Here is a 24687-nt window from a genome sequence, read left to right on the forward strand (position 1 = left end):
GGCTCATCCTTCGCGCCGTGTCGCGCAAGGTCAAGGTAAACCCCGAGCCGTTCTACGACGCGAGAAACAGGCGATAAACAGGATTCTGCGTCTCTTCCCAGTTCGGATAGCCGAGCGTGGCGAGAAACTGGTCGAACGCCGCATTCTCGCTCTCCGGCACCTGGATGCCGACCAGAATCGAGCTATAGTCCGCGCCCTGGTTGCGATAGTGGAACAGGCTGATATTCCAGTTCGGCGCCATCGACGAAAGGAATTTCATCAGCGCGCCCGGACGTTCGGGAAACTCGAAGCGGAACAGCCGTTCGTCGTGCGCCAGAGGCGAGCGGCCGCCTACCATGTAACGGATGTGCTGCTTGGACAGTTCGTCGAAAGTCAGATCGACGGTGGCGAAGCCGTGCGCTTCGAACGCCCCCGCGATCTGCGCGGATTCGCTGCGATTCCTGATCTGCACGCCCACGAAGATATGGGCGGAATTCGCGTCCGCAATCCGGTAGTTGAACTCGGTGACGCTGCGCGTGCCCACCAGTTCGCAGAAACGCCGGAAACTGCCGCGCTCTTCGGGGATCGTCACGGCGAACACGGCTTCACGCGCTTCGCCGACTTCGGCGCGCTCGGCCACGAAGCGCATGCGGTCGAAGTTCATGTTCGCGCCCGATGTGATCGCGATCAGCGTCTGGTTCTCGATGCCTTCGCGCTCCGCATACTGTTTCGCCCCGGCCACCGCGAGCGAGCCGGCGGGTTCCAGCACGCTGCGGGTGTCCTGGAACACGTCCTTGATGGCGGCGCATAGCGCGTCGGTGTCCACGAGCAGCACGTCGTCGAGATATTCGCGGCAGAGGCGGAAGGTTTCTTCGCCGACCAGTTTCACCGCCGTGCCGTCCGAGAACAGGCCGACTTCGTTCAGCGTGACCCGCTCGCCGGCTTTCAGCGATGCGGCCATCGCGCACGAATCATCGGTCTGCACGCCGATCACCTTGATCTCGGGCCGCACCGATTTCACATACGCGGCCACGCCTGCCGCGAGTCCGCCGCCGCCGATCGGCACGAAGATCGCGTGAATAGGCCCCTGGTGCTGGCTCAGGATCTCCATTGCCACCGTGCCCTGTCCGGCGATCACGTACGGATCGTCGAACGGATGCACGAAGGTCAGGTCGCGCTCTTCCTGCAGTTTCACCGCATGGCCATACGCGTCGCTGTACGATTCGCCGAACTGCACGACTTCGACGGTCGGCCCGCCGTGCGCGCGCACCGCGTCGACCTTCACCTGCGGCGTGGTGACCGGCACCACGATGATCGCCTTCACGCCCATGCGCGCGGCCGACAGCGCGACGCCCTGCGCATGATTGCCCGCCGAGGCCGTAATCACCCCGCGTTCCAGCGCCTCGGCCGGAATATGCGCCATCTTGTTGTACGCGCCGCGCACCTTGAACGAGAACACCGGCTGGTTGTCCTCGCGCTTCAGGTAGACCGGATTGCGCAGACGTGCAGACAGATTCGGCGCGCGTTCGAGTTCGGTCTCGCGGGCGACGTCGTAGACGCGCGCGGTCAGGGTTTTCTTCAGGTAGTCGTGACGAAGCGCGACGCTATCGGCGGCTTCGGCCGCCTGTTTGAGTTCGTGTAACAACAAGGCAAGCTCCTGTGCGGCAAGGACGAATCAACAAAGAGTTCACAGGAGGCAGGTTGCAAGCGGACATAAAAAAACCCGCCTCAGGTGGCGGGTTATGTGTCACTGCTATCCGACGCGCGCTAACCCACCATTCGATGAATGATGCTAATAATCAGCGCAATACGGATGTCGAGGTAGTTCATGCGTTCGATCTTCGTTGACTTGAGGCGCTTTGTCAATCCCTGTTGATTGCAATGCGTGCCGTCGCCTCGTGCTCCCGGCATAGCGGCGGAATGTGCGCGACGCGCAAACCACGATCCGGCACGGCGACCGAACGCCCCGCATTCAACACACGCTCGCGCAGAAACTGTTCGAATCGCGCCATCACCACATTGCGTGCGGACTGCGAAAAGAGCGCGTGATCCACCTTCCCGACCAGTTCCACGTCGACGTTTTTCAACCTGGCCAGGCGATTACCTCGGGGTCCGAAATGAATTTCCAGCGCGTCGAGTCCTTCATCCAGCGAACCATATATCAATGCAGTCTGCACGCCCTTGCGCTCCAGTTCGCGCACGAGTCTGCGCACTATGCCGCCCGGCGTGCGTTGGCCGAGCAGCCATTCGAGTGCTGTACCGGCGCGCGCTGAAACGCGCGCACCCAGACGGCGCGCAAGTTCGATCGCAATCATCCTGCCGTTTGCCTGGCCGGTCAGCAGCCGCAACCATTTGCGCGGATTGCGCATGGCACGCCGGTAGACGACACTCGCCGCCACATGCCGCGCACCAGGCCGCGTTTGCGCGCCGTCCCACGTAAAAAACGGCAGATTGACAGCGGCGCAGCCCACCACCGCCGGATGCGCATGCGCCGTATGCAGGCTGACATAGGCGCCCGTGCACACGCCGAACATCACGGTTTCCGGATACCCGGCCGCCACGAGCCAATCGACGCCGGCTTTCGCATCGCCAACCGCATATTGCGCATACACCTTATCGAGCGACAGCGCCGCATCACGGCGCAGACTATCGCCGAGACCACTCAGGTCCATGCGCAACGAGGCGATACCTTTTGCGGCCAGATAGCGCGCCATCAGCACGGTGAAGCGGCCGTCGCCGATCCGGTGCACACCGCCCGTATTGACGAACAACACCGCCGGCGCACCTTCGAGAGCGTGGCGTGGCTGACAGAACACGCCGGCATAGTGCGCGCCCGCGAACACAACCGGCGTTTCGTGTCCGTGCAAAAAATCGATCCGCGCAGTGGTTGCGCCCGCAAGCATCTCGACGACCGGCTCGCGTTCGGCGATCGCGCCCGCACCGAACCATTCGAGCACGCTCGCAAACGCGTGCCGCGGCGTTTCGCTGTAACTGGGATTGACGAGAAACTTGCCGTATTCGCCGAAAAACTGCAGATCCGTTTGGGCGCCGAGCGCCTGATAGTGCGCCGCCAGACGCTTCAGACGCGCGCTCTCGTTGAGGTCCTGCAGCAGCACTCGCCGCGCGGGATATCGCGTGGTCCGTTCGAGATCGACCTTGGCGAGCGACTCGAGCGTGTCCGGATAGAGACGGAAGCCGTGTGCGCCGACCGTATTCGCGGTCTCGGCATCGAGGCTGAGCCCGAGCGCCTGCTGCGAGCTGAGCCAACTTTGATGCTGAAGCTCCAGTTCACGGATGTAGCTCTTGCCCGAACTCGCCGGCATGAGCAGCACCAGATCGTCGACGCCGCCCATCTGTTCGGCGGCGAGCGCCGCCAGCGTCGCGCCCAAACGCAGTCCGCACAGACTCAGGCGCGTCACCGCGGTTTCGGCGCGCAGCCAGCGCGCTGCCGCCTCGATGCTGTCGAGCCAGGCACGCATGCGCTGCGGATCGTCCTCGTTGCCGCTCGAATCGCCGGTACCAGGATAGTCGAAGCGCAGCACCGCCATTCCACGCGCGGCGAGCCTATCGGCGAACTCGCGCCAGCCTCGATAGACGCACAGTGCCTCATAACCGAACGGGTTGCACAACACGACGCCCGTCTCGGGTTGCGTGCCGGCCGGACGATGCAGCCAACCGGAACAGCCGCCGAACGTGACAGGCGTCATGGTGAGCCGAGCCGCCATGAGCGGACGGCGTAGCGCTACTTCAGGTTCGCGTTGCACTCGATTCCTCCGGCACGATATGCGCAATCACGCTTGCGAGGGAACCGATGCTTTCGAACAGCTCATGCGTGATCTGCGCGCCTGGAATTTCAATGGCGAATTCGTCCTCGATGGCCATCATCAAGCGGACCGTGCCGAGCGACGACAACCCGGCGGCGTAGAGATCGTCGTTGTCGCCGAGCGTTTCGACCGGTACGGCGAGACAGGCGGTCTCGTGCAGAATACGGCGTACATGCGTCTTCATTGTGATTCCCCCGATCCTTCGATTTTTCAACACGGCACCGATCCGTCAGGAACGTGCAACGAGACACGCCGCGGGATGCTCAGGTGAATACATCGCCGGTCATACACTGTCCGGCCAGCGCCCTTCTATCGACCTTGCCATTGACGTTCAGCGGCAACGTGTCCAGCATCACGACCCGTTGCGGCACGGCGTACGCGGGCAAGCGCTGACGACACGCCTGCAGAATCTGCGTCGCGCCGCCCTGCACCTGCGTCACGAAAGCGATCAGGCCACCCGCGCGGCCCGCTTCATCCACAGGCCACGCGATAACCGCGCACAGCGCGGCCTGACTGCACGACCTGACGACATGCTCGACTTCTTCGAGCTCGATACGATTGCCGCGAATCTTGATCTGCGTATCCAGGCGGCCTTGAAACACGATGCCCTCGCCGGCCACCTCGCGCGCGGCGTCCGCGCTCCGATACCAGCGCGACGCGCTGTGGCCCGGATACATCCGCGAAATGAAACGGCGATTGCCGGGCTCGTCCGCCGACAGATAACCCGAAGCGACCTGCGGACCGCCAATCAGCAATTCGCCGCTGATGCCCGGTGCGACCGGTTCGAGCGCGGCGTCCACGATCAACAGTTCCATGCCCGGCAACGCGCGGCCAAGCGGCATGACCGCGCGGCGCGGATCGGCGAGAAATTCCGTGGTGACTTCGAATGCGGTGCACGCAACCGTCGTTTCAGTCGGCCCGTACATGTTCAGCACCCGGCTGTTCGGCGCGGCGCGCAGCCAGGCTTGCACCAGCAAACGCGGCAACGGTTCTCCGCCGAACAACGTCACGCGCAGGCTGGGAAATTCGTCCGGCTGCAGCTTGCGGAACTGCTGCATGAAGGCGGCGCCCGAAGGCACGCTGCTCCAGTGCGTGATCGCGTGTTCCTTGATGAAGGCCGCGTTGTAGATCGGCTCGACGGTCTTCGGCACGTACAGGCATGCGCCATTTGCCCAGCACACGAACATGTCGTGTACCGAAGGATCGAAGGAAAGCTCGCATAACTGTATATAGCGGGCACCCGGCAGCCTGTCGATCAGATGCAACTGCCCCGCCACGTAAGCACAAGCATTCCCGTGCGAGATGGGCACGCCCTTGGGTGCGCCGGTCGAACCTGACGTGAACAGAATATAGGCCACGTCGCACGTCGCGCGAGGCATGACGGTTTCGGCCACAAGCGGATCGCTTGGCAGCCGTGTCAGGTCGCGGCCGGCCGACACTTCACGGGTCGGAGCCGTTTCGTCGGAGTCCTGAGAGACTTGTTGGACTTCGCCCTCTTCGTCGTCGAGCAGGAAGATCCTGGGCGATTCGTCCAGCAGCGACACCACCTCGTCGAGCAGCGCGGCGCAACGCCGGTCAACCAGCATGACCGGTGCGTCCGACTGTTCGATTATGGCGGCAATACGCGCCGCAGGCATGTTGGGATTGAGCGGTACATAAGCGCAGTCTGCGTTGAGGATTCCTAGCAAACCCGCGTAAGCGTCCACGCTGCGATGCGCGAATAGCAGGCAGCGCCGCGCGCGGCCGGCCGGCAGCACCGCAGATACGTCGGCCGCGATCCGGCCCGCTCGCGAAGCAAGTTCGTCGTAGCAATACGAGCGCTCGTCCACCCATAGCGCGGGACGATCCGGCTCACGCGCGGCGGTCTCGAAGAAGAATGAATCCAGCATTCACGGCCTCGACGCATGGGGCAACGTGCCGGCCTCGCCGGACCGGTCGCTCGAGCGCGCCGGAGTGGCTGCCAGCCATGCCGGCAGCACGCTGCCGGGCGGCTGGGCTACCCGGCGACGCGCTGCGTTATCGTAGGAGAATTCACAAGACAAAGACGCGGACGACAACCCGCCACGCAGGCTCGTCACGCAGTATCGCTTGATGAGCCTGGCGGTCAGGTCTTTGTAAGAATCATAGATGCCGGTGAAGCCGGACTATGTGCGATAGCGCTCTCAACAGACGAATGAGCATTCGAAGGCGCGTGCCGGCGGCACGCCCCGGCGGTCCGGCGATATCAGTCGCGCACGCCGCTCTGCTTTCTGAAGGCGCTCAGAATGCGCTGTTCCAGCGAGTGGTAATCGCCGCCGAAGTGGTGATCGCCCGAGGTGCGAATCACCTCGACGCCGGTTTTCGTCAGCGACGGACACAAGGTGTCCTTTTCGTTCTCGCCGTAGAAGCACTGCACGATCGCGGGCGGCACACGGGCCAATTCCGGCTGCACTTTCAGTGCCTTGTCGCTTGCCGGCATGCCGAGCCAGCCGCCCACGCGAATCTGAAAATCGGCGTCGGGCGCGAAACCGAGCAATGCGATCAGCGAGACTTTCGCGCGCAGCGCTGCCGGCAAACGGTTATACGCGAACGGCATCACGTCCGCGCCAAACGAATAGCCGATCAGTGCGATGTGCTGCGCATTCCAGCGCGCGCCATAGGTTTGCATCACGCGTGCGAGGTCGCGGCTCGTCTGCGCGGGCGGCTTTTCGCTCCAGAAATAGCGCAGGCTGTCCCAGCCGATCACGGAAACGCCGTCTTTCTGCAAAGCCTGGGCGATCGTCTTGTCGAGATCGCGCCAACCGCCGTCGCCGGAAATCACGATCGCCATGAGGCCGTTCGGATGCGCAGCCGGCAATTCGATCAGCGGCAGATCGGAGACGTCGTCGTCGCTCGTCGAGACCGCCTGCAGATGCGGCGTGACCAGCGCGACGAGGCGCGTGCGATCGGCGCTACCCGTGGCCGCTTTTTCGACGAAGCCCGGCACCTTGTCGCGGATCACCGTCGGGTCCGGCGGGCACGGCTGGAAGCGCGGATCGAGCGTGCGCTCGGCATCCACCGCGACCGCACCGGCAATCGTATTCGACGGCGCCTGTTCGAGCACGCGCATGGCGAGCGTCGCGCCCTGCCCCGTACCCGCGACGATCGGCGCGAAATAGTGGCTCGACTGCGATTGCCGTTCGAGTTGATGGCTCAACGCTTCGGCATCGCCCACCAACTGATGGCAGGCTTCTTTCTTTGCGGCGAGGTTGGCGGCATAGCGCGCGGTATCCACGCCGACGGTCAACGCGCCGGCCCTGGCGAGCGCATCGGCGCTCTGCTGATCCGCCGCGCTCCAGCCGCCAGCTTGCGAGTAGAGCACCACGAAGCCGCGTAACGGACCAGCGGGCCGAGTGACCGTCACGTCGCCATAGCGGCCGCCCGCCACGGTGGTGGTCGCGGCAAGCGCGAGCGCGCCACCGGTCACGAGGCCCGCCGCCACGGCGAGCCTGAAAAACGGATGCAATGTCATGAACGCCGGCCTCCCGCCAGCAATGACAGGTCCGCGAGTGTGAAGAACACGCCCACCGAACCCGACGCCGCGAGATAGCGCGGCTCCCAATGCGGCTGGAATTTGCTCTTGAAAGCGCGCAGTCCGCGGAAGTTATAGAAGCGGCCGCCGAAACGCCACACCATGCCGGCCAGCCGGTGCCAGCGCGAAGCGAGCGGCGTGGGCTGCATGCCCGACAGCGGCGCGATGCCGAGACTGAGCGAGCGGAAACCCGCCTGCTTCAGATGCAGCGCGAGTTGCGTGAACAGATATTCCATCGCATACGGCGACGCGCTTTCCACATGACGCATCACGCCGACGGTCGCTTCGGTGTTCATATCGGTCGTCATGAAGGTGACGAACGCGACCGGCTCGCCGTTCTGGCGCACCAGCATCACCGATTGCGCGGCGAGGTACTCGTCCGTGAACGCGGCGACCGAGAAGCTCTTTTCGCGCGCGTCGCGGCTGTCGAGCCAGCCATCGGAAATCCCGCGCAGCGTGTCGAGCGACGCGGGCACGTTCGCCTGATCGATCACTTCGACGGTGAAGCCATCACGCTCGCCGCGTTTGAGCGCATAGCGAAGATGCGCGCGATGCGAGCCCTTCAGGTCGAAGTCGTCCAGCACGATATGCGCTTCTTCGCCGAGTTTCATCAGCGTGAGACCTGCGTCGAGATAAAGCGGCAAAGCGTTGGCGCGCACCTGATAGAACGCCGCGCGCCCGCCGTGCGCATGCGCGAGCGCGACGAACTTGCTGATCAGGCCGGCCCACTCTTCGCGCGGCCCCACCGGATCGTGCAAAGCGGCCCACGTACGGCCGTATTTCGCGTACATCAGGAAAGCCTCGCGCGACTCGGAAAACAGGAAGCTCTTGTCGCCCATCAGCGCAAGACCGGCGTCGCTGCGCTCCTGCGCGCGCACGATGCGCGCCGCGTCGTGCAGATCTTCCGGCGCCGGCTTGACGAAGCGGCCCGGCGCCGGACGCAACAGTTGCCAGAAGGCGAACGTCGCGGCGAACAGGCTCGCGGCCAGCGTTGCGCGCAGCGCACGCGGCGCGCGTTCGTCGAAGGCGAATTGCCACCACAGGTCGCGCGTGTACGGCACGTCGCGGAAAGCAAACAGCATGACCCACGTGGCGAGCATCAGCACCATCGCCACCGAAACCAGCCAGCCCGCCGTAAAGCGCTCCGCGAACAGCGACGAATGACGGTTGAAACGCTGGCGCGTGGACAGCAGCAGCACGATCAGCATGCCGAGCACGCCCGCTTCCACGAACGCAAGCCCTTTGGTCAATGACAACGCGAGACTCAGCACCGCCAGCAGGAGCGTCATCCACCACGCGGCGTCCAGCCGCCGCAGCAAACCACGCGCGACGAACAGCAGCAGCACGCCGAGCACGCTGCAAAGCATCTGCGAGCTTTCGAGCACCCATAGCGGCAGCACGTCGCGCAGAATGCGGATGCGTTGCCAGAACGCGGGCGTCGCGCTGGAAATCACCAGCATGCCGCCCACCACGAACGTGACGAGACTCAGGAACAGCGGCGCAAGCTTCGACGCGGCAGCCGCATGCTGCAGCGGCAGACGGCTTTTCAGCGCACGCCCCTCGAAACCGGCGAGCAGCGCGGCCGAGACGATCAGCGGGACGCCGAAATAAATCGCCCGATACGCGAGCAGCGCGGCAACCATCTGATGCGTTGGCACGCTGCCGTTCAGCGTGAACACCATCGCCGCCTCGAACACGCCGACGCCACCGGGCGTATGGCCGATCATACCGAGCAGCATGGCCGCGGCGTAGACCGTGATGAAGGTCACGAAGCTCACGTCCGCATGCGGCAGCAACGCCCACAACGCGAGGCCGGCGGCCACCACGTCGAGTACCGCGAGCGCCACCTGCGCGAGCAGATCGCGGCGCGCGGGAAGGTCGAACGAGAGCCACTGCCAGCGCGTGCGGAGCGGGCGCGTTTCGCTGCGGCATGCGGCGGCGGCCAGCGCCAGCGCGACCAGCAGCGCCGCCCCGCTCCAGCGCAGCGCGACGGGCTCGAGATGCAGCATCGGCGCGAGCGTGCCGGCGAGGCCGAGCATGCCGAGCGCCGTCATCAGCACCAGCGCGAGCGCGAGCGACACGCTCGTGAACACCGTCATGCGCCCGATCTGCGTGGGCGTGACGCTCGCCACGCTGTAGACGCGCGCGCGCACGGCGCCGCCTGTGAGCGCGCCGAAACCGGTGGCATTGCCGAGTGCCGAGCCCGCGGTCGCGCCGATCCACAGCGCCACACGCGGAACGGCCACGCCCAGATAGCGCAAGCCGACGGCGTCGCGGCCGACCAGCGCCACGTAACTGAGCGCGGTGGCGCCGAGCGCGGCGACCCACTCGCCGGCCGTCAGTTCACGCAACTGACGCATCACCGAGCGATAGTCGACCGCTTGCGAGAGATGTTGCAAGACGACCAGCAGCAGCACGCCGATCACGAGAGCGAGAACAGGCGAGAGAAGCCCCCGGTTACCGAGCGCTTTCGATGCACGGTCGAACATCGCGCCTAGCCGGTCGAATTTATTGTTATATCGATGGAACATGGTCAATGCAGGCCTTGCTTGGAGCTGTCACGACGACGATTCGTCCGCCGCGGCTTCGCCTCTCATTGGCGATTTACAAATGGATAACGGCACAGGGGTGAAAAGGTTGACAGTTCCAGCCCTGTCGCGGGGTTTAACCTGGTCCGTCGAATCTGAATGCCGGGCGCGGCGTGGCAACGCGAAACACCTGAATGAAACGGTCGATATTGCCGATCAGGTGACGATCACGCGCGCCCATATTGACAGGGGCTGGAGTTTAAACGCTATTTGCGCGCCGCGAATGAAGAATCGGCGCCATGCGGTAACGGCGGATCAGGATGGGGTGATGGCGCGCGTGTATCGGCGCGGTTTAACGGCTATGACGCTTTTGGAAAGCGCATTGGCGAAGAGAACGACCAGGGAGCGTAAGGGAGCGCCGGCTGTCGAGGAGCGGCGCCCACAACTCATTCATTCAGGACATGCGAGTCCGTCCGGCATGAGCAGGCAGACAGTAACGGCATCGCCCCTGCGCGTTCAGCTTTTGTATTACTGCGGGCGACGATACGCTTCAGCGATCACGGCGCAATTTTGCAAATGCAGATTGAGTGCATGCAGCGCCAGTGCGCGCAGTTTGCCGAGGAACGTCTGGTTGGCGGCTACGGTAGCGTGCGCGGCGGCAGCGTTGGAAGCGGTGTTCATGGTGGACTCCATTCAGGGTTTATACCTAGGCAATAACCCGATTATAGCCAGCTTCTGCCGCACCGCAACAAATATCAATAAAGTGGCGGACCGCGTCGCGACAGGCCGCATCAACGGTTGGCCTGTCTTAAAAAGGGCGGCATCGCAACGTTGTCTTTTAACAACCCGCACCGTACAGGTGCAATAATGCCGCTTTATCTGCGAACGCCCGCCGCAGCCCCGCCTTCATGACCGTCGCCCAGAAAGCCCTGATTGCGCCCCTTATCGTCGCGTGCGCAATGTTCATGGAAAGCGTGGATGCGAACGTGATCGTTACCGCGCTGCCGGCAATGGCGCGCGACTTCGGCCGCGATCCGGTCACGCTGAAAATCGCGGTGACGAGCTACGTGCTCGGGCTCGGCGTGTTCATCCCCGTGTGCGGCTGGCTCGCCGACCGGTTCGGCGCGCGCACGATCTTCCGCACGGCGATCGGCATTTTCGTGACGGGTTCGCTGCTGTGCGCCGCGTCGAACTCTCTCGCCACGTTCACGCTCGCGCGCTTCGTGCAGGGTGTCGGCGGCGCGATGATGGTGCCGGTCGGGCGGATCATCATTTTTCGGGTGGTGCACAAGGCCGACTTCATCCGCGCGATGAACTACCTGAGCGTCCCCGCGATGCTCGGCCCGGCGGCGGGGCCGCTGCTCGGCGGTTTCATCACCACCTATCTGCACTGGCGGCTGATTTTTTTCATCAACGTGCCGATCGGCATTCTGGGCATCTATCTGACCAACCGGCACATCGCCAACACGCGCGAACCCGATCCCGGCCCGCTCGACTGGATCGGCTTTTTCCTGTCGGCCGCGGGCGCGGTGTTGCTGCTGCTCGGGTTGTCACTGGTCGGCGGCGAACTGATTTCGAATCGCGACGCGTTCGGCATGTGCGCGAGCGGCGCCGTTCTGCTCGCGGCCTACGTGGCCTACGCGCAGCGCGTTCCGCTGCCGCTGCTGGACCTGCGCTTTTTCAAGGTGCCCACGTTCCAGGCGAGCGTGCTCGGCGGTTCGCTGTTCCGTATCGGGCTCGGCGCGTTGCCGTTCCTGTTGCCGCTGATGCTGCAGGAAGGCCACGGCATGAGCGCGTTCGAATCCGGCCTGATCACCTGCGCGTCCGCATTCGGCGGCATGTTCATGCGCACGGTCGCTTCGAGCGTGCTGCATCGCTTCGGCTTCCGCTCGGTGCTGGTGGTCAACGCCGCGCTGTCGGGGCTTTCTATCGCGGCTTGCGGCCTGTTCTTTCCCGGCACGCCGACCTGGATCATCTGGGCGATCGTGCTGCTCGGCGGGTTCTTTCCCGCGTTGCAGTTCACCAGTCTGAACTCGCTGACTTACGCGGAGATCGCCAGCCGCGACGTGGGCCGCGCCACCAGTCTCGGCAGTGTCGTGCAGCAGATGTCGCTCGGGCTGGGCGTGACGATCGGCGGTATCGTGCTGCAGATTTCGCGCGTGCTGCACGGACATCCGGCCCTCATGTGGTCGGATTTCTGGCCGGCGTTTCTGGTGGTCGGCCTGTGCTCGTTCGCGTCGATTCCGGTCACGCTGCGCATGCCGCATCGCGCGGGCGAGGAAATCTCGCGCGGCGGCCGCGGCTGAGCGGGCGCACCGGTCGCTGCCGTCGCCGTCACTGTCGGCCGGCTTCAGCGCTTCTTGCGGATCACGCTCACTTCGCCATTGCGTTCGAGAATGGCCGCGGCGACGTGATCCATCGAACGTGAGCCGGTTTTCTGGCGCACGCTTTCCTGCACATCGGTCGGTGTGATGAGGGCCGCGTCCATTTCGCGCGCATTGAACGCGCCGTTGCTGAACACCTCGCGCTCGACGCCGCCCACCAGCCGCTCCAGCGCGGGCGAGCGCATGCATGCCCACGCCAGCAACCGATGGCACGCGACGATCACGAACGACGCCACCACCGTCGCGACAAACGGCGACGCACCGACAATGGCCCGGCTCAGCGTCGCGCCGAGCAGGATCACCACCACCGAATCGAATGGCGAGCGCTGCCCGAAGGAGCGCCGGCCCGAAATGCGGATCAGCACCAGCGCGACAAGGAACACGACGATCGAGCGTAGGCCCATCTGGAGCGGGTCGAGCGTCCTGCCCTGACCGAACAGCAAGGAGATTGTGTCCATCATGCCGCCCTCCTCGCGGCGTGCAGCCGTCTTTGATGGTGCGCGGCCGAAACGGTTTTTGCGGCGCGGCGCGCTCACGCTTTCATGCGCTTTCCTCCGCCCGCTTTACCCCACCGCCCAACCCGCCAGCGTATCGCCGAACCCACCCCGCGCGCGAGCCACCGCGCGCGCGCTCGTAATCACGCGCGGCGCCGCGCTCCATGCAATGCGCGCGCCGATCGCAATCAGCCGGTCGACCAGTGCGACATCCTCGCTGCACGTGAGCGGCGGAAACCCGCCCGCGCGCCGGTATGCATCGGCCGACACGCCGAGATTCGCACCGTGAATGTGACGATGACCGTCGGCGTCCACGTAGGTCTTGCGGAAATATTCGCGCACGCTGTGCGGATGCGGCGTCCAGTCGTCGACGGCAATCGAGCCGCACACCGCGTCCGCCTCCAGCGAAAGCTGCGCGACCAGCCAGCCTGGCGACACGCGGCTGTCGGCGTCGGTAAACGCCAGCCAGCGCGCGCCGTCCGCCAGCAGAAAGTCCGCGCCGGTCGCACGCGCAATGCCGACATTGCGCGCCTTCAGCGTCAGCGTCTCGACGCCGTAAGCTCGCGCGATGGCGCCGGTGAAGTCGTCGCAGTCGTCGAGCACCACGACGATACGCACCGTTTCACGCGCCAGTTCCGCATGGCGCGAGGCTTCGATCAAGGCCGCGAGGCAAGGCGCGAGCAACGCCTCTTCGTTATGTGCCGGAACGATCACGCCGATCATAGGAGCCCCTCGCGTTGCGCAACCGAACGGGCGTCGCGCGACCAGACGTCGATCAGCAGATCGGCTTCGTCGTGATGCGCGAGACGCGACAGGCCGCAACGCGCGTCGAACAGTGCATGCGCGGCGTCGGCGGATTCGAGCGCTTCGGCGAAGGGCCGGCGCCAATGACAGGCAAGCAGCGTACCGTCTGTCGTGAGCGAGGCGGCGATTCGCGCGGCCAGGGTTTCGAGCTCCGCGGCGTCCAGGTAGTAGGCGAATTCGCTGATCACGATCAGATCGAACGGGCCGGCCTCCGTCGGCCACTCGCGCGGCACCGTGCGTTGTTCGACCCGCACCTGCGGCGCGCCTGCGACGCGCTCGCGCGCAAGCTGCACGGCACGCTCATGCAGATCCGCGGCGAGCAGCGTATCGCAGCGCTTTGCCAGCTCGACGGTCAGTTCGCCGTTCGCGCAGCCGGGTTCGAACGCGTTCCGGTAGCGTGGACGCGGCAGCAACGCGAGCGTGAGCGAGCGCTTGCGGCGTTCATACCAGCCCTCGCGCAGCTTCCACGGATCGTCGCTCTGTTGATAGAGTTCATCGAAGTAAGTGGCAGGAGAGCTCATGTCAGCAGCCCTCCGCGCAACGTGTCAGAGCATCCACGGGGCACCTCCGGCACTACGATCAGTGCGACCCGCACCGGCCTCGTCCGCTCCAGCGGCGACGCTCAGTTCGCCGAGCGCGGCAAGATCGCGCTCCGCGTGGCTCTGCCGCAGAAACACCGGCAGATCGGCAAGTGCCCGTGCAAAGCGCGCGTCGCGGCACAACGGACCGGCGCCGAGCGTACGCGTCGCGTGATTCATCACCGCGCTCGCGGCTTCTTCCACCACGAGGCGCGCCCGCATCGCCTCGCGTTGCGAGTCGGCCTGCGGATGCGCGTCGATGTACGCGGCGGTCTCGCGCAACACCGCGGCCGCGCCGGCCAGCGCGACTTCGACCGCGCCGAGATGCGCGAGCCGATGCGAGTCCGCCCGCTGCGCGGACGCCTCCCGCAACATCCGGCCGATCTGCGCGGCGGCACCATACCAGCACGCGGCGATACCGGCTCCGCCATGCCAGAAGCCGGGGCGGCGCACATAAGCCTGCGCGGAGCCGACCAGCGTTGCCGGTGTGCGGTCGAACGTAACGTCCGCGCTCGCCGTGGCCTGCATGCCGACCGCCTGCCATTTCGACGTATCGATCGCGATCGACGGCTGATCCATCGCCACGGCCGCGAGTACCGGCTCACCATCCAGCCACGCGGTCACGAGCGCATGCGAGACGACACCGGCGCCCGAACACCAGGCTTTCGTACCGGTGAGGTAAAGGTCTCCGTCATCGCTTCGGAATCCTACTTTGACTGCCTCGACGCGCGCATCGGGCGGCTCCGCTGCCCATACGCCCCAACGGCTTCCCGCTCGCGGCTCGGGCCCCTGCAATTCCGCGAGAATGGCGAGCGCGTCCGTGTGGCCTTCGAACAGTTTGACGAGTCCCAGGTCGCACGCCGCCACTGCGGCAAGCGCGCGCCAGCGCGCGAGCGTGTCGCCGTGGCCCGGCAAGGGCACGGTGGGCGCACGGTCATAGCCGCGCTCGACCAGCGCGCGCAACACGCCGCCCAACGCGGCGGGGTCGTTCGGCTCGAAACGCGTGCCATGCAGATAATCTTCGAGCGACCCGGCAAGGTTCGCTTCCTTGCGCGCAGCACGGCGCGCCGCCGCATGCGCGGCGCCGGAAGCAATCAGGCCGGAGCCTTGTGGCGGCCGCGCATTGATGCCGGCCCCACGATCACGCGTATCGAGCATCGTGCCTCCCTGAAGCTGTTCGATCGGTTGCCAGCGGCTCATCGAGGAAGCCGCTGCACATACGAAGCGGACAGCAAGCGGCGTGCCTCACACGCCGGAGGCCGGACAGGCGACGATTCTGCTCAGGGATGCGGATGCCGGCGAGCCGTCAGGCCCGCTCTGGTATGAAGGAAGCGCGCGCTGATCCGAACGCTAGCCTGAAGTGCGCCCGCTGCGCCGCGCTTCAACTTCGGCCAGCAGCGTATCGAATAGCGCGAGTTCCACCGGCTTCACCAGATGCGCATGGAAACCGGCGTCGCGGCTGCGCTCGCGATCGGTTGCATGGCCGAAGCCGGTCATGGCGGCGTACATCGTGTGGGCCAGCCCGGGCATTTCGCGCAGCGCCGCGATGGTCGCGTAGCCGTCCATTTTCGGCATTGCAATGTCGATCACGGCGAGATGCGGCGCGAAGCGCGGCGCGACCTGCAGCGCCTGCTCGCCCTCGTAGGCAATGCGCACCTCGTGGCCTTTGAGTTCCAGCAGCATGGCCAGACTGTCGGCCGAATCGCGGTTGTCGTCGACCAGCAGAATGCGCAGCGGCGCGACCTGGCCGTTGGCCGCGTTCGCCTCGTCACCGGCGGCGTTGGACGGTGCGGCGGCGAGCGGCAGGCTCAGCGTGAACGTACTGCCGCTGCCTGGCCCTTCACTGCTCGCGACAATGCTGCCGCCGTGCATCTCGACGAGCGACTTGCACAACGTGAGGCCGATACCCAGACCGCCTTCGCCGATCGTCTGCGCCTCTTTTTCCTGAGCGAACAGGTCGAAGATCCTGTCGAGCGAGCGCAGCGCAATGCCGCAACCGGCGTCGCGCACTTCGAGCACGGCCATGTGAAAATCGATGCGCGCCACGATGTCGACAACACTGCCCACCGGCGAGAATTTGGACGCGTTGTGCAGGAGATTTTGCAGCACCTGAACGAGACGCGTCATGTCGCCGCGCACGGATATCGGCTCGAGCGGCATATGCGCGACGACGCGCTGCTCGTGCGCGTCCGTGAACGGCCGGGCCGCCTCGATCCCGCGCGCCACCACCTCGGCCAGATCGACACGGCCAACGCGCAGTTCGACCTTGTTGGACATGATCCGGCCAACGTCGAGCAGATCATCGACCAACCTTGTGAGGTGCGTGACCTGGCGGTCGATCAGATCGCGCGAACGCGCGAGCGTCGGGCTGATGCCGGTTTCGAGCTGCATCACGCCGATCGCATTGCGCACCGGCGCGAGCGGATTGCGCAATTCATGCGCGAGGGTCGCAAGAAACTGGCGCATGCGTTCACCCGAACGCTCCAGTTCTTCACGCTGACGCCGCTCGGTCAGATCGCGCGTGACCTTGGCGAAGCCGCATAGCCGCTTCGATTCGTCATACACCGCGGTGATGTTGACGTTGGCCCAGAAAGTCGTGCCGTCCTTGCGCACCCGCCAGCCTTCGTCCTCGACATGGCCGATCTGCCGCGCAATCGCCAGTTCGCGCGCGGGCTTGCCCGCCGCCGCGTCTTCCGGCGGATAGAAGGTCGAGAAATGCCGGCCGACGATCTCTTCGCGCGTATAGCCTTTGATGCGCGCGGCGCCTTCATTCCAGCTCACCACGTTGCCTTGCGGGTCGAGCATGAATATCGCGTAGTCCTTGACACTGTCGACCAGCAAACGGAAACGCTCTTCGCTTTGCCGCAGCGCCTCCAGATAGTCGCGCCGCGCGGTCAGATCGCGCGTGATCTTGGCGAAGCCGGTGAGAATGCCCGCGTCGTTGCGGATCGCCGTGATCACGACATTCGACCAGAAGGTGGTGCCGTTCTTGCGAACCCGCCAGCCTTCGTCCTCGAAGCGGCCGGTCAGCGAAGCCTGCTGCAATTCGTACGCGGGCCAGTCGCGTGCCACGGCATCCTCGGTATAGAAGCACGAAAAGTGCTGGCCGATGATCTCCCTCTCCGTGTAACCCGCCTGCTTCAGTGCGCCGGTATTGCAGCTGACGATCCGGCCGGTCGCGTCGAGCAGGAAGATTGCATAGTCTTCGATCGCCTGCATCAGCGCCCAGTAGTCGACGTCCGCCGCCGGGTTCATGCGGGTCGGCGCCGGGACGTTGGCAGGCTCGACGTTCTGGCCGGCGGAGGGGACATCGAGTTGGTTCATGGTGTCGACGAAGTAGGGCTATGTCCAAAAGCATACACCGCGATGCGGCGGCTGCTTCGTTTATGGTGTCGCGTGACTGTCACCGGGCCGGCATGGCGCCGCCATCCTGAGTCGGGAAACATCGGCGGGACGAGCGGGCCTCGCAATTGCTACTCCGTCATCGCCCATCACCAGAAGAACAGGAGTCACAATTGAAACGAGCCTTCACTACCTTTGCTTTCGCCGCTGCATTGGCACTCACTCATACGGCAGCGCAGGCGGAGGGCTGCACTAAAGGCGCGGTCGTAGGCGGCGTGGCCGGCCACGTTGCCGGCGGCCACGGCGTAGCGGGCGCGGCGGCCGGCTGCGCAGTCGGCCATCACGAGGCTAAAAAGAAGGACAAGGAAGCGAGCGCGGCCGCGGCCGCCAGCCAGCCCGCGGGCAAATAACCGGCGTGACGAACCGGGCCGGTGGTGATCGCCCGGTTGCCACCGGTTCGAATGAGGTCTTTGTTGACGCGGGACAGTCAGTACGAAGTCAGCGGCGAAGTCGGCCGCGAAATCAGCGGCAAAAACGGAGCCCTCGTTGCCACCGGACAGTCAGCCGGCAGCACTGACCTTTTCCGCCAGCTTCGCGTCGTAACTCGAATGGACGTGCACGCGCTTCTTCTCCGGATAAGCGTACGAGTACGCCTTGCGCAGCGCCAGCGACGCCTCGTGAAAGCCCGACAGGATCAGCTTCTGCTTGTTCGGATAGTGGGCAATGTCGCCGACCGCGAAAATGCCGGGCCGCGAGCTCTCGTAGTTCGACGTATCCACATCGACACGGCCGCCGTGAATCGACAGTCCCCATTGCGCGATCGGCCCGAGATCGGCGACGAGTCCGTACAGCGCGACGAGATGCTCGGCGGCGAGTTGCGTCTCGCCCTCGATATGCCGCAAGGTAATCGACTTCAACGCATCGTCCTCGACGTCGAGGCCCGCAATCGCGCCGACCACGAAGTCCATCTCGCCCGCCTCGACCGCGCGCCGCATCGACTCGACACTCGAATCCGCCGCACTGAAACCGCTGCGCCGATGCACCAGCGTCACCCGGCGCGCGACCTTGCGCAGCGCCAATGCCCAGTCGAGCGCGGAGTCACCGCCGCCGGCCACGACCACGGTCTTGCCGGCGAAGTCGGCAAGACGCGGCACGCTGTAATGCACGTGACGCGACTCCAGCGGCACGGCTTCAGCCAGCGCCAGCTTTTGCGGCACGAACGCGCCGTTGCCGGCGGCCAGCAGGATCGCCGCGACATCGAACACGAGGCCGCGATCGGTACGCACGGTCCAGCGCCCGTCGCCACCCTGCTCGACCGACTCGACCCGCTGTTCGAGATGAATGGGCGGGTCGAACGGCCTGCATTGCGCGAGCAGGCGCTCGACCAGCTCCCGCGCCGTGCAGGATGGAATGGCGGGAATATCGTAGATCGGCTTGTCCGGATACAGCTCGATGCATTGGCCGCCGACCTTGTCGAGCCCGTCGACGATCTGGCAGGACAGGCCGATTACGCCCGCCTCGAAGGCGGCAAAAAGTCCCACGGGGCCCGCGCCCACGATCAGGACGTCGGTGCGGATCGGCGGCGATGGCGATGGCGATGGCAGGTTGGCGGCGGAACTCATGCGCGATCTCTTCGGATAGGTGGATGACCCACCATACCGAATCGCCGAATGCACGGCAACGATGCCATTACCATCGGTAAGGGCGCTCGGCGTGGCCGATTCCGGCTTCGTTGCGCAAGCGGGCTGCTACCGGATACCGTTGCGCGAAGGCAGCCTGGAAGGCGCCTGTGCGAACGCCGCGGCGTGAATACGATTTAGAAGCGGACAGTTCAGAAAGCGGCCTCGCGCTGCGCCGCATCGCTCGCGACTTTGAATGCCGCGGTCAGCTCGCTCAATTGCCGAGCCTGGTCCGCGAGCGAGTTCGCGGTCGCCGCGCTTTCTTCCACCAGCGCCGCATTGTGCTGCGTGACCTCGTCCATCTGCGTGACGGCGAGGCTCACCTGTCTGATGCCTTCGCTCTGTTCTTTCGAGGCCGCCGCGATTTCGCCGACGATACGCGCCACGCGCCCGATCGCGGTTTCGATTTCCTGCATCGTGCCGCCCGCTTCGTCGACGAGTCCCGCGCCGCTCTCCACGCGCGAGGTCGACTCCGCGATCAGCGCGCCGATCTCTTTCGCAGCAGCCGCCGAACGCTGCGCCAGACTGCGCACCTCGCCCGCCACCACCGCGAAGCCGCGCCCTTCTTCGCCCGCGCGGGCCGCCTCGACAGCCGCGTTCAGCGCGAGGATATTGGTCTGAAACGCAATGCCTTCGATCGCGGTAATGATGCCCGTCATTTTCGACGAACCCGCGTGGATCACGCGCATGGTCTCGACCATGCTGCCCACCGAATCGCGCCCGCGCGCGGCCATTTCCGACGCGCGCGTGGCCAGCTCGCTCGCGTGATGCGCGTTCTCGGCATTCAGTTGCACGGTGGAGGTGAGCTGCTCCATCGCCGCCGCGGTTTCTTCGAGCGACGCGGCCTGTTCCTCGGTGCGTTGCGACAGATCGAGATTGCCCGCGGCGATCTGCTGCGTGGACGATGCGATCGAATGCGAACCGGCCCGCACGGTGGTGACGGTCGCGCCAAGCTTGTCCTGCATCGACGCGACACCGCGCAACAGCGTCGCCATTTCGTCGTTCGAACGAATCGGCACATGGGTCGTCAGTTCGCCGGCGGCGATCGCGTCGAACTGGCGCAGCGCGTCGTTCAGCGGCGCCATGATCGCGCGGCGCAACGTGCGCCAGCTGATGAACGCCACCGTCAGCCCCACCAGAATGCTGCCGATGCACGCGTAAAGCAGCGTATGAAAAAGCGCGGCGGAGCGCTCGTTCGCGTCGCTCGCCTGCTGGTCCAGATAATTCTCCAGCGCACCCTGGCTCGCGTTCATCGCCGTATAAAGGCCGATCAGATGATTCGCGCGGCTTTCGTCCATCCAGCTCGCGTCGCCGCTGCGGATCGCCGCGATCAGTTTGTCGATGCCGTCGCGGCGCACGGCGGTGCGCTTCGCGTCGAGGTCGTCGGTGAGGCGCTGCAGTTCGGGCGTTTTCGGCAGATCGCGAAAGGCGTTCCACCATTTGTCCGAATCGCCGAGCAGCATGCGGGCGCGCTCGAGTTGCGCGGCCAGTTGCGGCGAGTGCGGATTGCTCATGGCCCAGTCGAGTCCGAAACGCGCCCGCGACATGGCCGTGCCTGATTTGCCGAGCGCGACGACCGACGCGAAATGGACCGTGTACGCGTCGTGCTGCGCCTCGTTGCTCCGGTTCATGCCGAGAATGCCGAGCGCGCCGGTGGCAATCAGCAGCACGCCGAGAAACGCGATCGTGATCGCGATCCGTAGATTGATAGTCAGGTTCCTGGTCATCGTGGTTTTGATCGCTCTGGCTGTTTTTGCGCGCTGGCTCATGACGTGCGGCCCCGCGCACGGTGACAGGCGATGGGTCCCCGACGCCTTTCACATGACCAGTTTGATTTTGTGATTCAACGATTTTGTTCCACAAATGGAACGTATAACCGTATATGGAAAGTATAACGACTCGTGTCTAGGCGAAAAAATAATATTTGGCAGGGGCGCGGCAAACGCGCAACAGGCTGTGCCTGGCTGTGCCTGGCTGTGCAAGCCGTCACGTGTGGCGTGACTGAAGCGCGGCGCGGTGTTCCCCATGCCGACCGCGCCCTACCGCGCTCTGTTAGCTGCGTACGCTCACGTGTGCTGGCTCACTCCCCGATCCACGACCCACGCAGATCGCTGTCATGCAGCAACTTCAACAGCGTGCCCGCCGGCCGGCTGAGCCGCTTCGCCGCCAGCGCGATGAATTCCACCGACGGCAACGCCGGCAGACTCGCCGCGTTCAGCGGCGCCGCCAGACCCCGAGCGGCCAGATACTGCGGACGAACCATGATGCCGAGCCCGCCGCGCGCCGCCGCGATGCAGCCGGCGTGACTGCTGCTCGTGCACACCACCTGCCAGCGGAAACCCGCCTCGGCGAGCGCGTCGAGCACGACGGCCCGCGTCACGCTCGGCTCGGCGACGAGAATCAGCGGCAATGGCTGGCTCAGATCGACCAGTGTGCCGGCGCGCGCGAGCCACTCCAGCCGCCCGGTGAAAAGCGGCACGCCGCGCCGGTCGCCAAGACGCCGCTTGCCGACCAGCAGATCGATCGCGCCCGCGTCGAGCAGTTCATACAGCTTGCCGGTCATGCCGATGGTGATTTCCAGTTCGACATCGGGATGCGCGTTGCGAAACGCGGCCAGTACGGTGGGCAGCGGGCCGAGCGCGACGTCGTCCGAGGAACCGAGCCGCACGCGGCCCTTCAGGCGCGGCGCGCGAAACTGCGACTCGGCTCGCGCGAGCGCCTGCAGAATCACGCTGGCATGCGCGAGCATGGCTTCGCCGTCGGGCGTCATGGCAAGCGAATGGGTGTCGCGCACGAAGAGGCGGCGGCCCACGCTTTCTTCGAGCCGCCGGATGTGTTCGCTGACGCTCGATTGCGTCAGGCCGAGCCGCCGCCCTGCCTCGGTGAAACTGTGGCAGGCCGCGACGGTCGAGAAGGTCTTGAGCCAGATGGGATTGAGCATCGGCTATTCTCGCGCTGCTTATCGGCAATGTCGATGACAATCAGCGCCCCTAGTGGGGTTCCCGATTGACGAGGATGTCAATATCATGACGCAATTCCCCCAATCAATGCTCCGAGCCCAGGCGCGCCTCTGCCGGCCCGCCGCCCCCCGTAAAAGATGACCAAGGATTCTTCCCAGACCGCTCTGCTCTGGATCGTCGCTGCCGGTTTTTTCATGCAGTCCCTCGACACGACGATCGTCAATACCGCCTTGCCGTCGATTGCGAACAGCCTGCACGTCGCACCGCTTGCCATGCAGCCCATCGTGGTCGCCTACACCCTGACTATGGCGATGCTCACGCCCGCCTCCGGCTGGCTCGCCGACCGCTTCGGCACGCGGCGCGTCTATTTCGCGGCCATTCTGCTGTTCGTGATCGGCTCGATCTGCTGCGCGAGCGCGCATACGCTCGGCCAACTGGTGATGGCGCGCGTGCTGCAAGGCGTGGGCGGCTCGATGCTGCTGCCGATCGGACGGCTCGCCGTGTTGCGCAGCGTGACGGGCGAACAGTACGTCGCGGCCCTCGCATTCATTTCGGTCGCGGGACAGTTGGGACCGATCGCCGGGCCGACGCTCGGCGGCTGGTTCGTTCAGGCGATCACGTGGCACTGGATTTTCCTCATCAACGTGCCGATCGGCGCCGTGGGTCTGTACGCGGTGCAGCGCTTCCTGCCCTCGCACGGCGAAACCCAGGCGCCGCCGTTCGACTTCGTCGGCTGCGGGCTGCTTTCGCTGTGCATGATCGCGTTCTCGCTCGCCATCGACGCGCCCATGCCCACGCATCGGCTGGCATGGTCCGCGGCGCTCTTCGTACTCGCCGCGCTGAGCGCGCTCGCCTACATTCCGCATGCGAAACGCCGGGTCAATCCGCTCTTCAAGCTTTCGCTGTTTCGCGAGCCCAATTTCAGCGTCGGTCTGATCGGCAACCTGGTGTGCCGCATCGGTTCGAGCGCCGTGCCGTTTCTCGTGCCCTTGCTGCTGCAACTGCAACTGGGCTATTCGCCGCTGCATTCCGGCCTGATGATGCTGCCCGCCGCGCTGGCCGGCACCGTCGCCAAACGCTGGATCGCGCCGCTCGTGCGCCGCTATGGCTACGACACGTTCCTGCTCGTCAACACCGTGATCGTCGGTTCCTCGATCGTGGCCTTTGCGCTGATTACGCGCGGCACGCCGCTCGTGGTCGAGATCGCGATCCTCGCCGTGTTCGGCGCCGCCAATTCCATGCAATTCGCGGCGATGAACAGCGTCACGCTCAAGGACCTCTCGCATGCCGACGCCGGCAGCGGCAACAGCCTCTTTTCGATGGTGCAGATGCTGGCGATCGGGCTGGGTGTATCGATCGGCGGCGGGCTGGTGAATCTCTTCTCCGCGCAGGTGGGATCGGCGGCACTCGGGTTTCGCCTCGCGTTCGTGTGCGTGGGCGTGATCACGCTGGTGTCGGCCTGGGTGTTTCGTCATCTCGACGAAGCGCCTGCCTCGCGCACGGTGCGCGGGCAAGCGACTCAAGGCGCGGGGCGCTGAGCGCCGCCGCCCTCTGCATCAGTCCGGCAAACGGATGCCGGAAAAGCCCGCGCACGCTTCGAGCAGACGCTCCTGAACAGCCACGTTGTGCACCGCCGGATGCGTCTCGCGCGGCTTCATATGGTAGAAGTACGCGCCGCTGACGGTGGCCGCCGGCTCGTCGCTGACGGCAAGCCACACCTGGGTTTTCGGCGCTGCCAGCAGATCGTCCGGTGCGCCCGGTCCACCCATTTTCGTCGCGACCCAGCCCGGCTCCAGCGCGTTCGACAACACCTGCGGCCAGCGGCGCGCGAGCGCGAACGCCAGCAACGCGTCATGCAGTTTCGAGTCCGAGTACGCCGCCGTGCCCCGCCAGGGGCGCCGCTCCCAGGCCAGATCGTCGAGGCTCGCATCGCCGCTGCGATGCAGCGCCGAGCTCAGATAGACGAGCCGTTTCGGCTTCCCGATCAATGCGCTCAGAATGTACGGCGCCAGCGTGTTGACCGCGAACACATGCGACAGGCCGTCGACGGTCGCGATCCGGCGCGGCTCCTGATAACCGACCGCCGCGTTGTGAATCACCGCATCGAAACGGCCTAGCCGGTTGACCTGCTGCGCGAGTTCGGCCGTGGCGGCAATGCTCGACAGGTCGGCAACCAGCGCCGTTTCGGCTTGCGGCACCGCTTGCAACGCATGCTCGGCGCGCGCGGCGCTGCGCGCGTGCAACACCACCTGATGTCCGGCGTCGACGAGCAGACGCGCGGCCATCTGACCGAGGCCATCGGCGGAACCGGTAATAAAAATACGCGACATGGGACGCTCTCCGTTATTCAGTCCGAATATGCCCAATGCATGACGAGAGTCGTATGTCTTTGTGCATCGGGCGGGTTCGTACAGATTAACGCGCGCCGTGTGGCTGACGCGATAGCCTGGCTGTCATTCCACTCATGACATGACATCATTCTTCGGCCTTGCCGGACGGCATTTCGCCGCGCCGGCGCGTGAATTCAAACGGACTTTCGCGTTAGCATGTCACGCATTAATGCAT

General features: G+C 65.2%; 20 protein-coding genes. 5 read left to right on the forward strand and 15 right to left on the reverse strand.

Annotated features, from left to right (window positions below):
* Positions 1-52: 52 nt before the first annotated feature.
* The 6 genes from ilvA to mprF all read right to left on the reverse strand — a co-directional run bounded on the left by ilvA (position 53) and on the right by mprF (position 9842).
* Positions 53-1627 (reverse strand): threonine ammonia-lyase, biosynthetic, encoded by a 1575-nt coding sequence (ilvA, locus tag BXE_RS11850; protein WP_011488537.1) that lies wholly within the window; start codon positions 1625-1627, stop codon positions 53-55.
* A gap of 214 nt (positions 1628-1841) precedes the next feature.
* The gene (locus BXE_RS11855) at positions 1842-3743 is read right to left on the reverse strand and encodes a serine aminopeptidase domain-containing protein (protein ID WP_233518783.1); all 1902 of its coding nucleotides are present in this window, start codon (positions 3741-3743) and stop codon (positions 1842-1844) included.
* A complete protein-coding gene (locus BXE_RS11860; protein ID WP_011488539.1) occupies positions 3727-3987 on the reverse strand; it encodes an acyl carrier protein in 261 nt (86 codons plus the stop codon). The genes BXE_RS11855 and BXE_RS11860 overlap by 17 nt, the downstream gene beginning before the upstream one ends.
* A gap of 79 nt (positions 3988-4066) precedes the next feature.
* Positions 4067-5692 (reverse strand): amino acid adenylation domain-containing protein, encoded by a 1626-nt coding sequence (locus BXE_RS11865; protein WP_011488540.1) that lies wholly within the window; start codon positions 5690-5692, stop codon positions 4067-4069.
* Between the two features lie 335 nt (positions 5693-6027).
* On the reverse strand, positions 6028-7293 hold the full coding sequence (locus tag BXE_RS11870; protein ID WP_011488542.1) for a virulence factor family protein: 1266 nt from the start codon (positions 7291-7293) through the stop codon (positions 6028-6030).
* On the reverse strand, positions 7290-9842 hold the full coding sequence (gene mprF / locus BXE_RS11875; protein ID WP_011488543.1) for a bifunctional lysylphosphatidylglycerol flippase/synthetase MprF: 2553 nt from the start codon (positions 9840-9842) through the stop codon (positions 7290-7292). Before mprF ends, BXE_RS11870 begins: the two co-directional genes overlap by 4 nt.
* Positions 9843-9882: 40 nt before the next feature.
* Here mprF and BXE_RS46505 point away from each other — a divergent pair, with 40 nt between their 5' ends.
* Both BXE_RS46505 and BXE_RS11880 read left to right on the forward strand, forming a co-directional pair.
* The gene (locus BXE_RS46505; RefSeq protein WP_167540866.1) at positions 9883-10749 is read left to right on the forward strand and encodes a hypothetical protein; all 867 of its coding nucleotides are present in this window, start codon (positions 9883-9885) and stop codon (positions 10747-10749) included.
* A gap of 40 nt (positions 10750-10789) precedes the next feature.
* Positions 10790-12187 (forward strand): MFS transporter, encoded by a 1398-nt coding sequence (locus BXE_RS11880; RefSeq protein WP_011488545.1) that lies wholly within the window; start codon positions 10790-10792, stop codon positions 12185-12187.
* Positions 12188-12231: 44 nt separating this feature from the next.
* Here the strand turns inward: BXE_RS11880 and BXE_RS11885 are convergent, their stop codons facing one another.
* The 5 genes from BXE_RS11885 to BXE_RS11905 all read right to left on the reverse strand — a co-directional run bounded on the left by BXE_RS11885 (position 12232) and on the right by BXE_RS11905 (position 17465).
* Positions 12232-12726 (reverse strand): DUF421 domain-containing protein, encoded by a 495-nt coding sequence (locus BXE_RS11885; protein WP_011488546.1) that lies wholly within the window; start codon positions 12724-12726, stop codon positions 12232-12234.
* A 102-nt stretch (positions 12727-12828) separates the two neighbouring features.
* The gene (locus tag BXE_RS11890) at positions 12829-13482 is read right to left on the reverse strand and encodes a glycosyltransferase (RefSeq protein WP_011488547.1); all 654 of its coding nucleotides are present in this window, start codon (positions 13480-13482) and stop codon (positions 12829-12831) included.
* Positions 13479-14084 (reverse strand): class I SAM-dependent methyltransferase, encoded by a 606-nt coding sequence (locus BXE_RS11895; RefSeq protein WP_011488548.1) that lies wholly within the window; start codon positions 14082-14084, stop codon positions 13479-13481. The genes BXE_RS11890 and BXE_RS11895 overlap by 4 nt, the downstream gene beginning before the upstream one ends.
* 24 nt (positions 14085-14108) lie before the next feature.
* On the reverse strand, positions 14109-15299 hold the full coding sequence (locus BXE_RS11900) for an acyl-CoA/acyl-ACP dehydrogenase (RefSeq protein WP_038458782.1): 1191 nt from the start codon (positions 15297-15299) through the stop codon (positions 14109-14111).
* A gap of 192 nt (positions 15300-15491) precedes the next feature.
* Positions 15492-17465, reverse strand: a complete 1974-nt coding sequence (locus BXE_RS11905) for a PAS domain-containing hybrid sensor histidine kinase/response regulator (protein ID WP_011488550.1) — start codon at positions 17463-17465, stop codon at positions 15492-15494.
* Between the two features lie 191 nt (positions 17466-17656).
* On the opposite strand from BXE_RS11905, the gene BXE_RS11910 reads away from it, so the two are divergent.
* A complete protein-coding gene (locus BXE_RS11910) occupies positions 17657-17893 on the forward strand; it encodes a hypothetical protein (RefSeq protein ID WP_011488551.1) in 237 nt (78 codons plus the stop codon).
* A 150-nt stretch (positions 17894-18043) separates the two neighbouring features.
* Here BXE_RS11910 and BXE_RS11915 read toward each other — a convergent pair whose 3' ends face one another.
* Positions 18044-19105, reverse strand: a complete 1062-nt coding sequence (locus tag BXE_RS11915; RefSeq protein ID WP_011488552.1) for an NAD(P)/FAD-dependent oxidoreductase — start codon at positions 19103-19105, stop codon at positions 18044-18046.
* 61 nt (positions 19106-19166) lie between these two features.
* Between BXE_RS11915 and BXE_RS47885 the strand changes: the two genes are divergently transcribed.
* On the forward strand, positions 19167-19292 hold the full coding sequence (locus BXE_RS47885) for a hypothetical protein (protein ID WP_267886354.1): 126 nt from the start codon (positions 19167-19169) through the stop codon (positions 19290-19292).
* Between the two features lie 22 nt (positions 19293-19314).
* On the opposite strand, the gene BXE_RS11920 is transcribed toward BXE_RS47885, so the two are convergent.
* Together BXE_RS11920 and BXE_RS11925 are read right to left on the reverse strand one after the other, a co-directional pair.
* Positions 19315-20889, reverse strand: a complete 1575-nt coding sequence (locus tag BXE_RS11920) for a methyl-accepting chemotaxis protein (RefSeq protein ID WP_038458780.1) — start codon at positions 20887-20889, stop codon at positions 19315-19317.
* 353 nt (positions 20890-21242) lie between these two features.
* On the reverse strand, positions 21243-22103 hold the full coding sequence (locus BXE_RS11925; RefSeq protein ID WP_011488554.1) for a LysR family transcriptional regulator: 861 nt from the start codon (positions 22101-22103) through the stop codon (positions 21243-21245).
* 156 nt (positions 22104-22259) lie between these two features.
* Between BXE_RS11925 and BXE_RS11930 the strand changes: the two genes are divergently transcribed.
* Positions 22260-23660, forward strand: a complete 1401-nt coding sequence (locus BXE_RS11930) for a DHA2 family efflux MFS transporter permease subunit (RefSeq protein WP_011488555.1) — start codon at positions 22260-22262, stop codon at positions 23658-23660.
* A gap of 18 nt (positions 23661-23678) precedes the next feature.
* On the opposite strand, the gene BXE_RS11935 is transcribed toward BXE_RS11930, so the two are convergent.
* Positions 23679-24452: an SDR family NAD(P)-dependent oxidoreductase gene (locus BXE_RS11935; RefSeq protein WP_011488556.1), complete on the reverse strand. Its 774-nt coding sequence runs from the start codon at positions 24450-24452 to the stop codon at positions 23679-23681.
* Positions 24453-24687 lie beyond the last annotated feature (235 nt).

The organism is Paraburkholderia xenovorans LB400 (genome assembly GCF_000013645.1).
GTDB classification, from domain to species: domain Bacteria; phylum Pseudomonadota; class Gammaproteobacteria; order Burkholderiales; family Burkholderiaceae; genus Paraburkholderia; species Paraburkholderia xenovorans.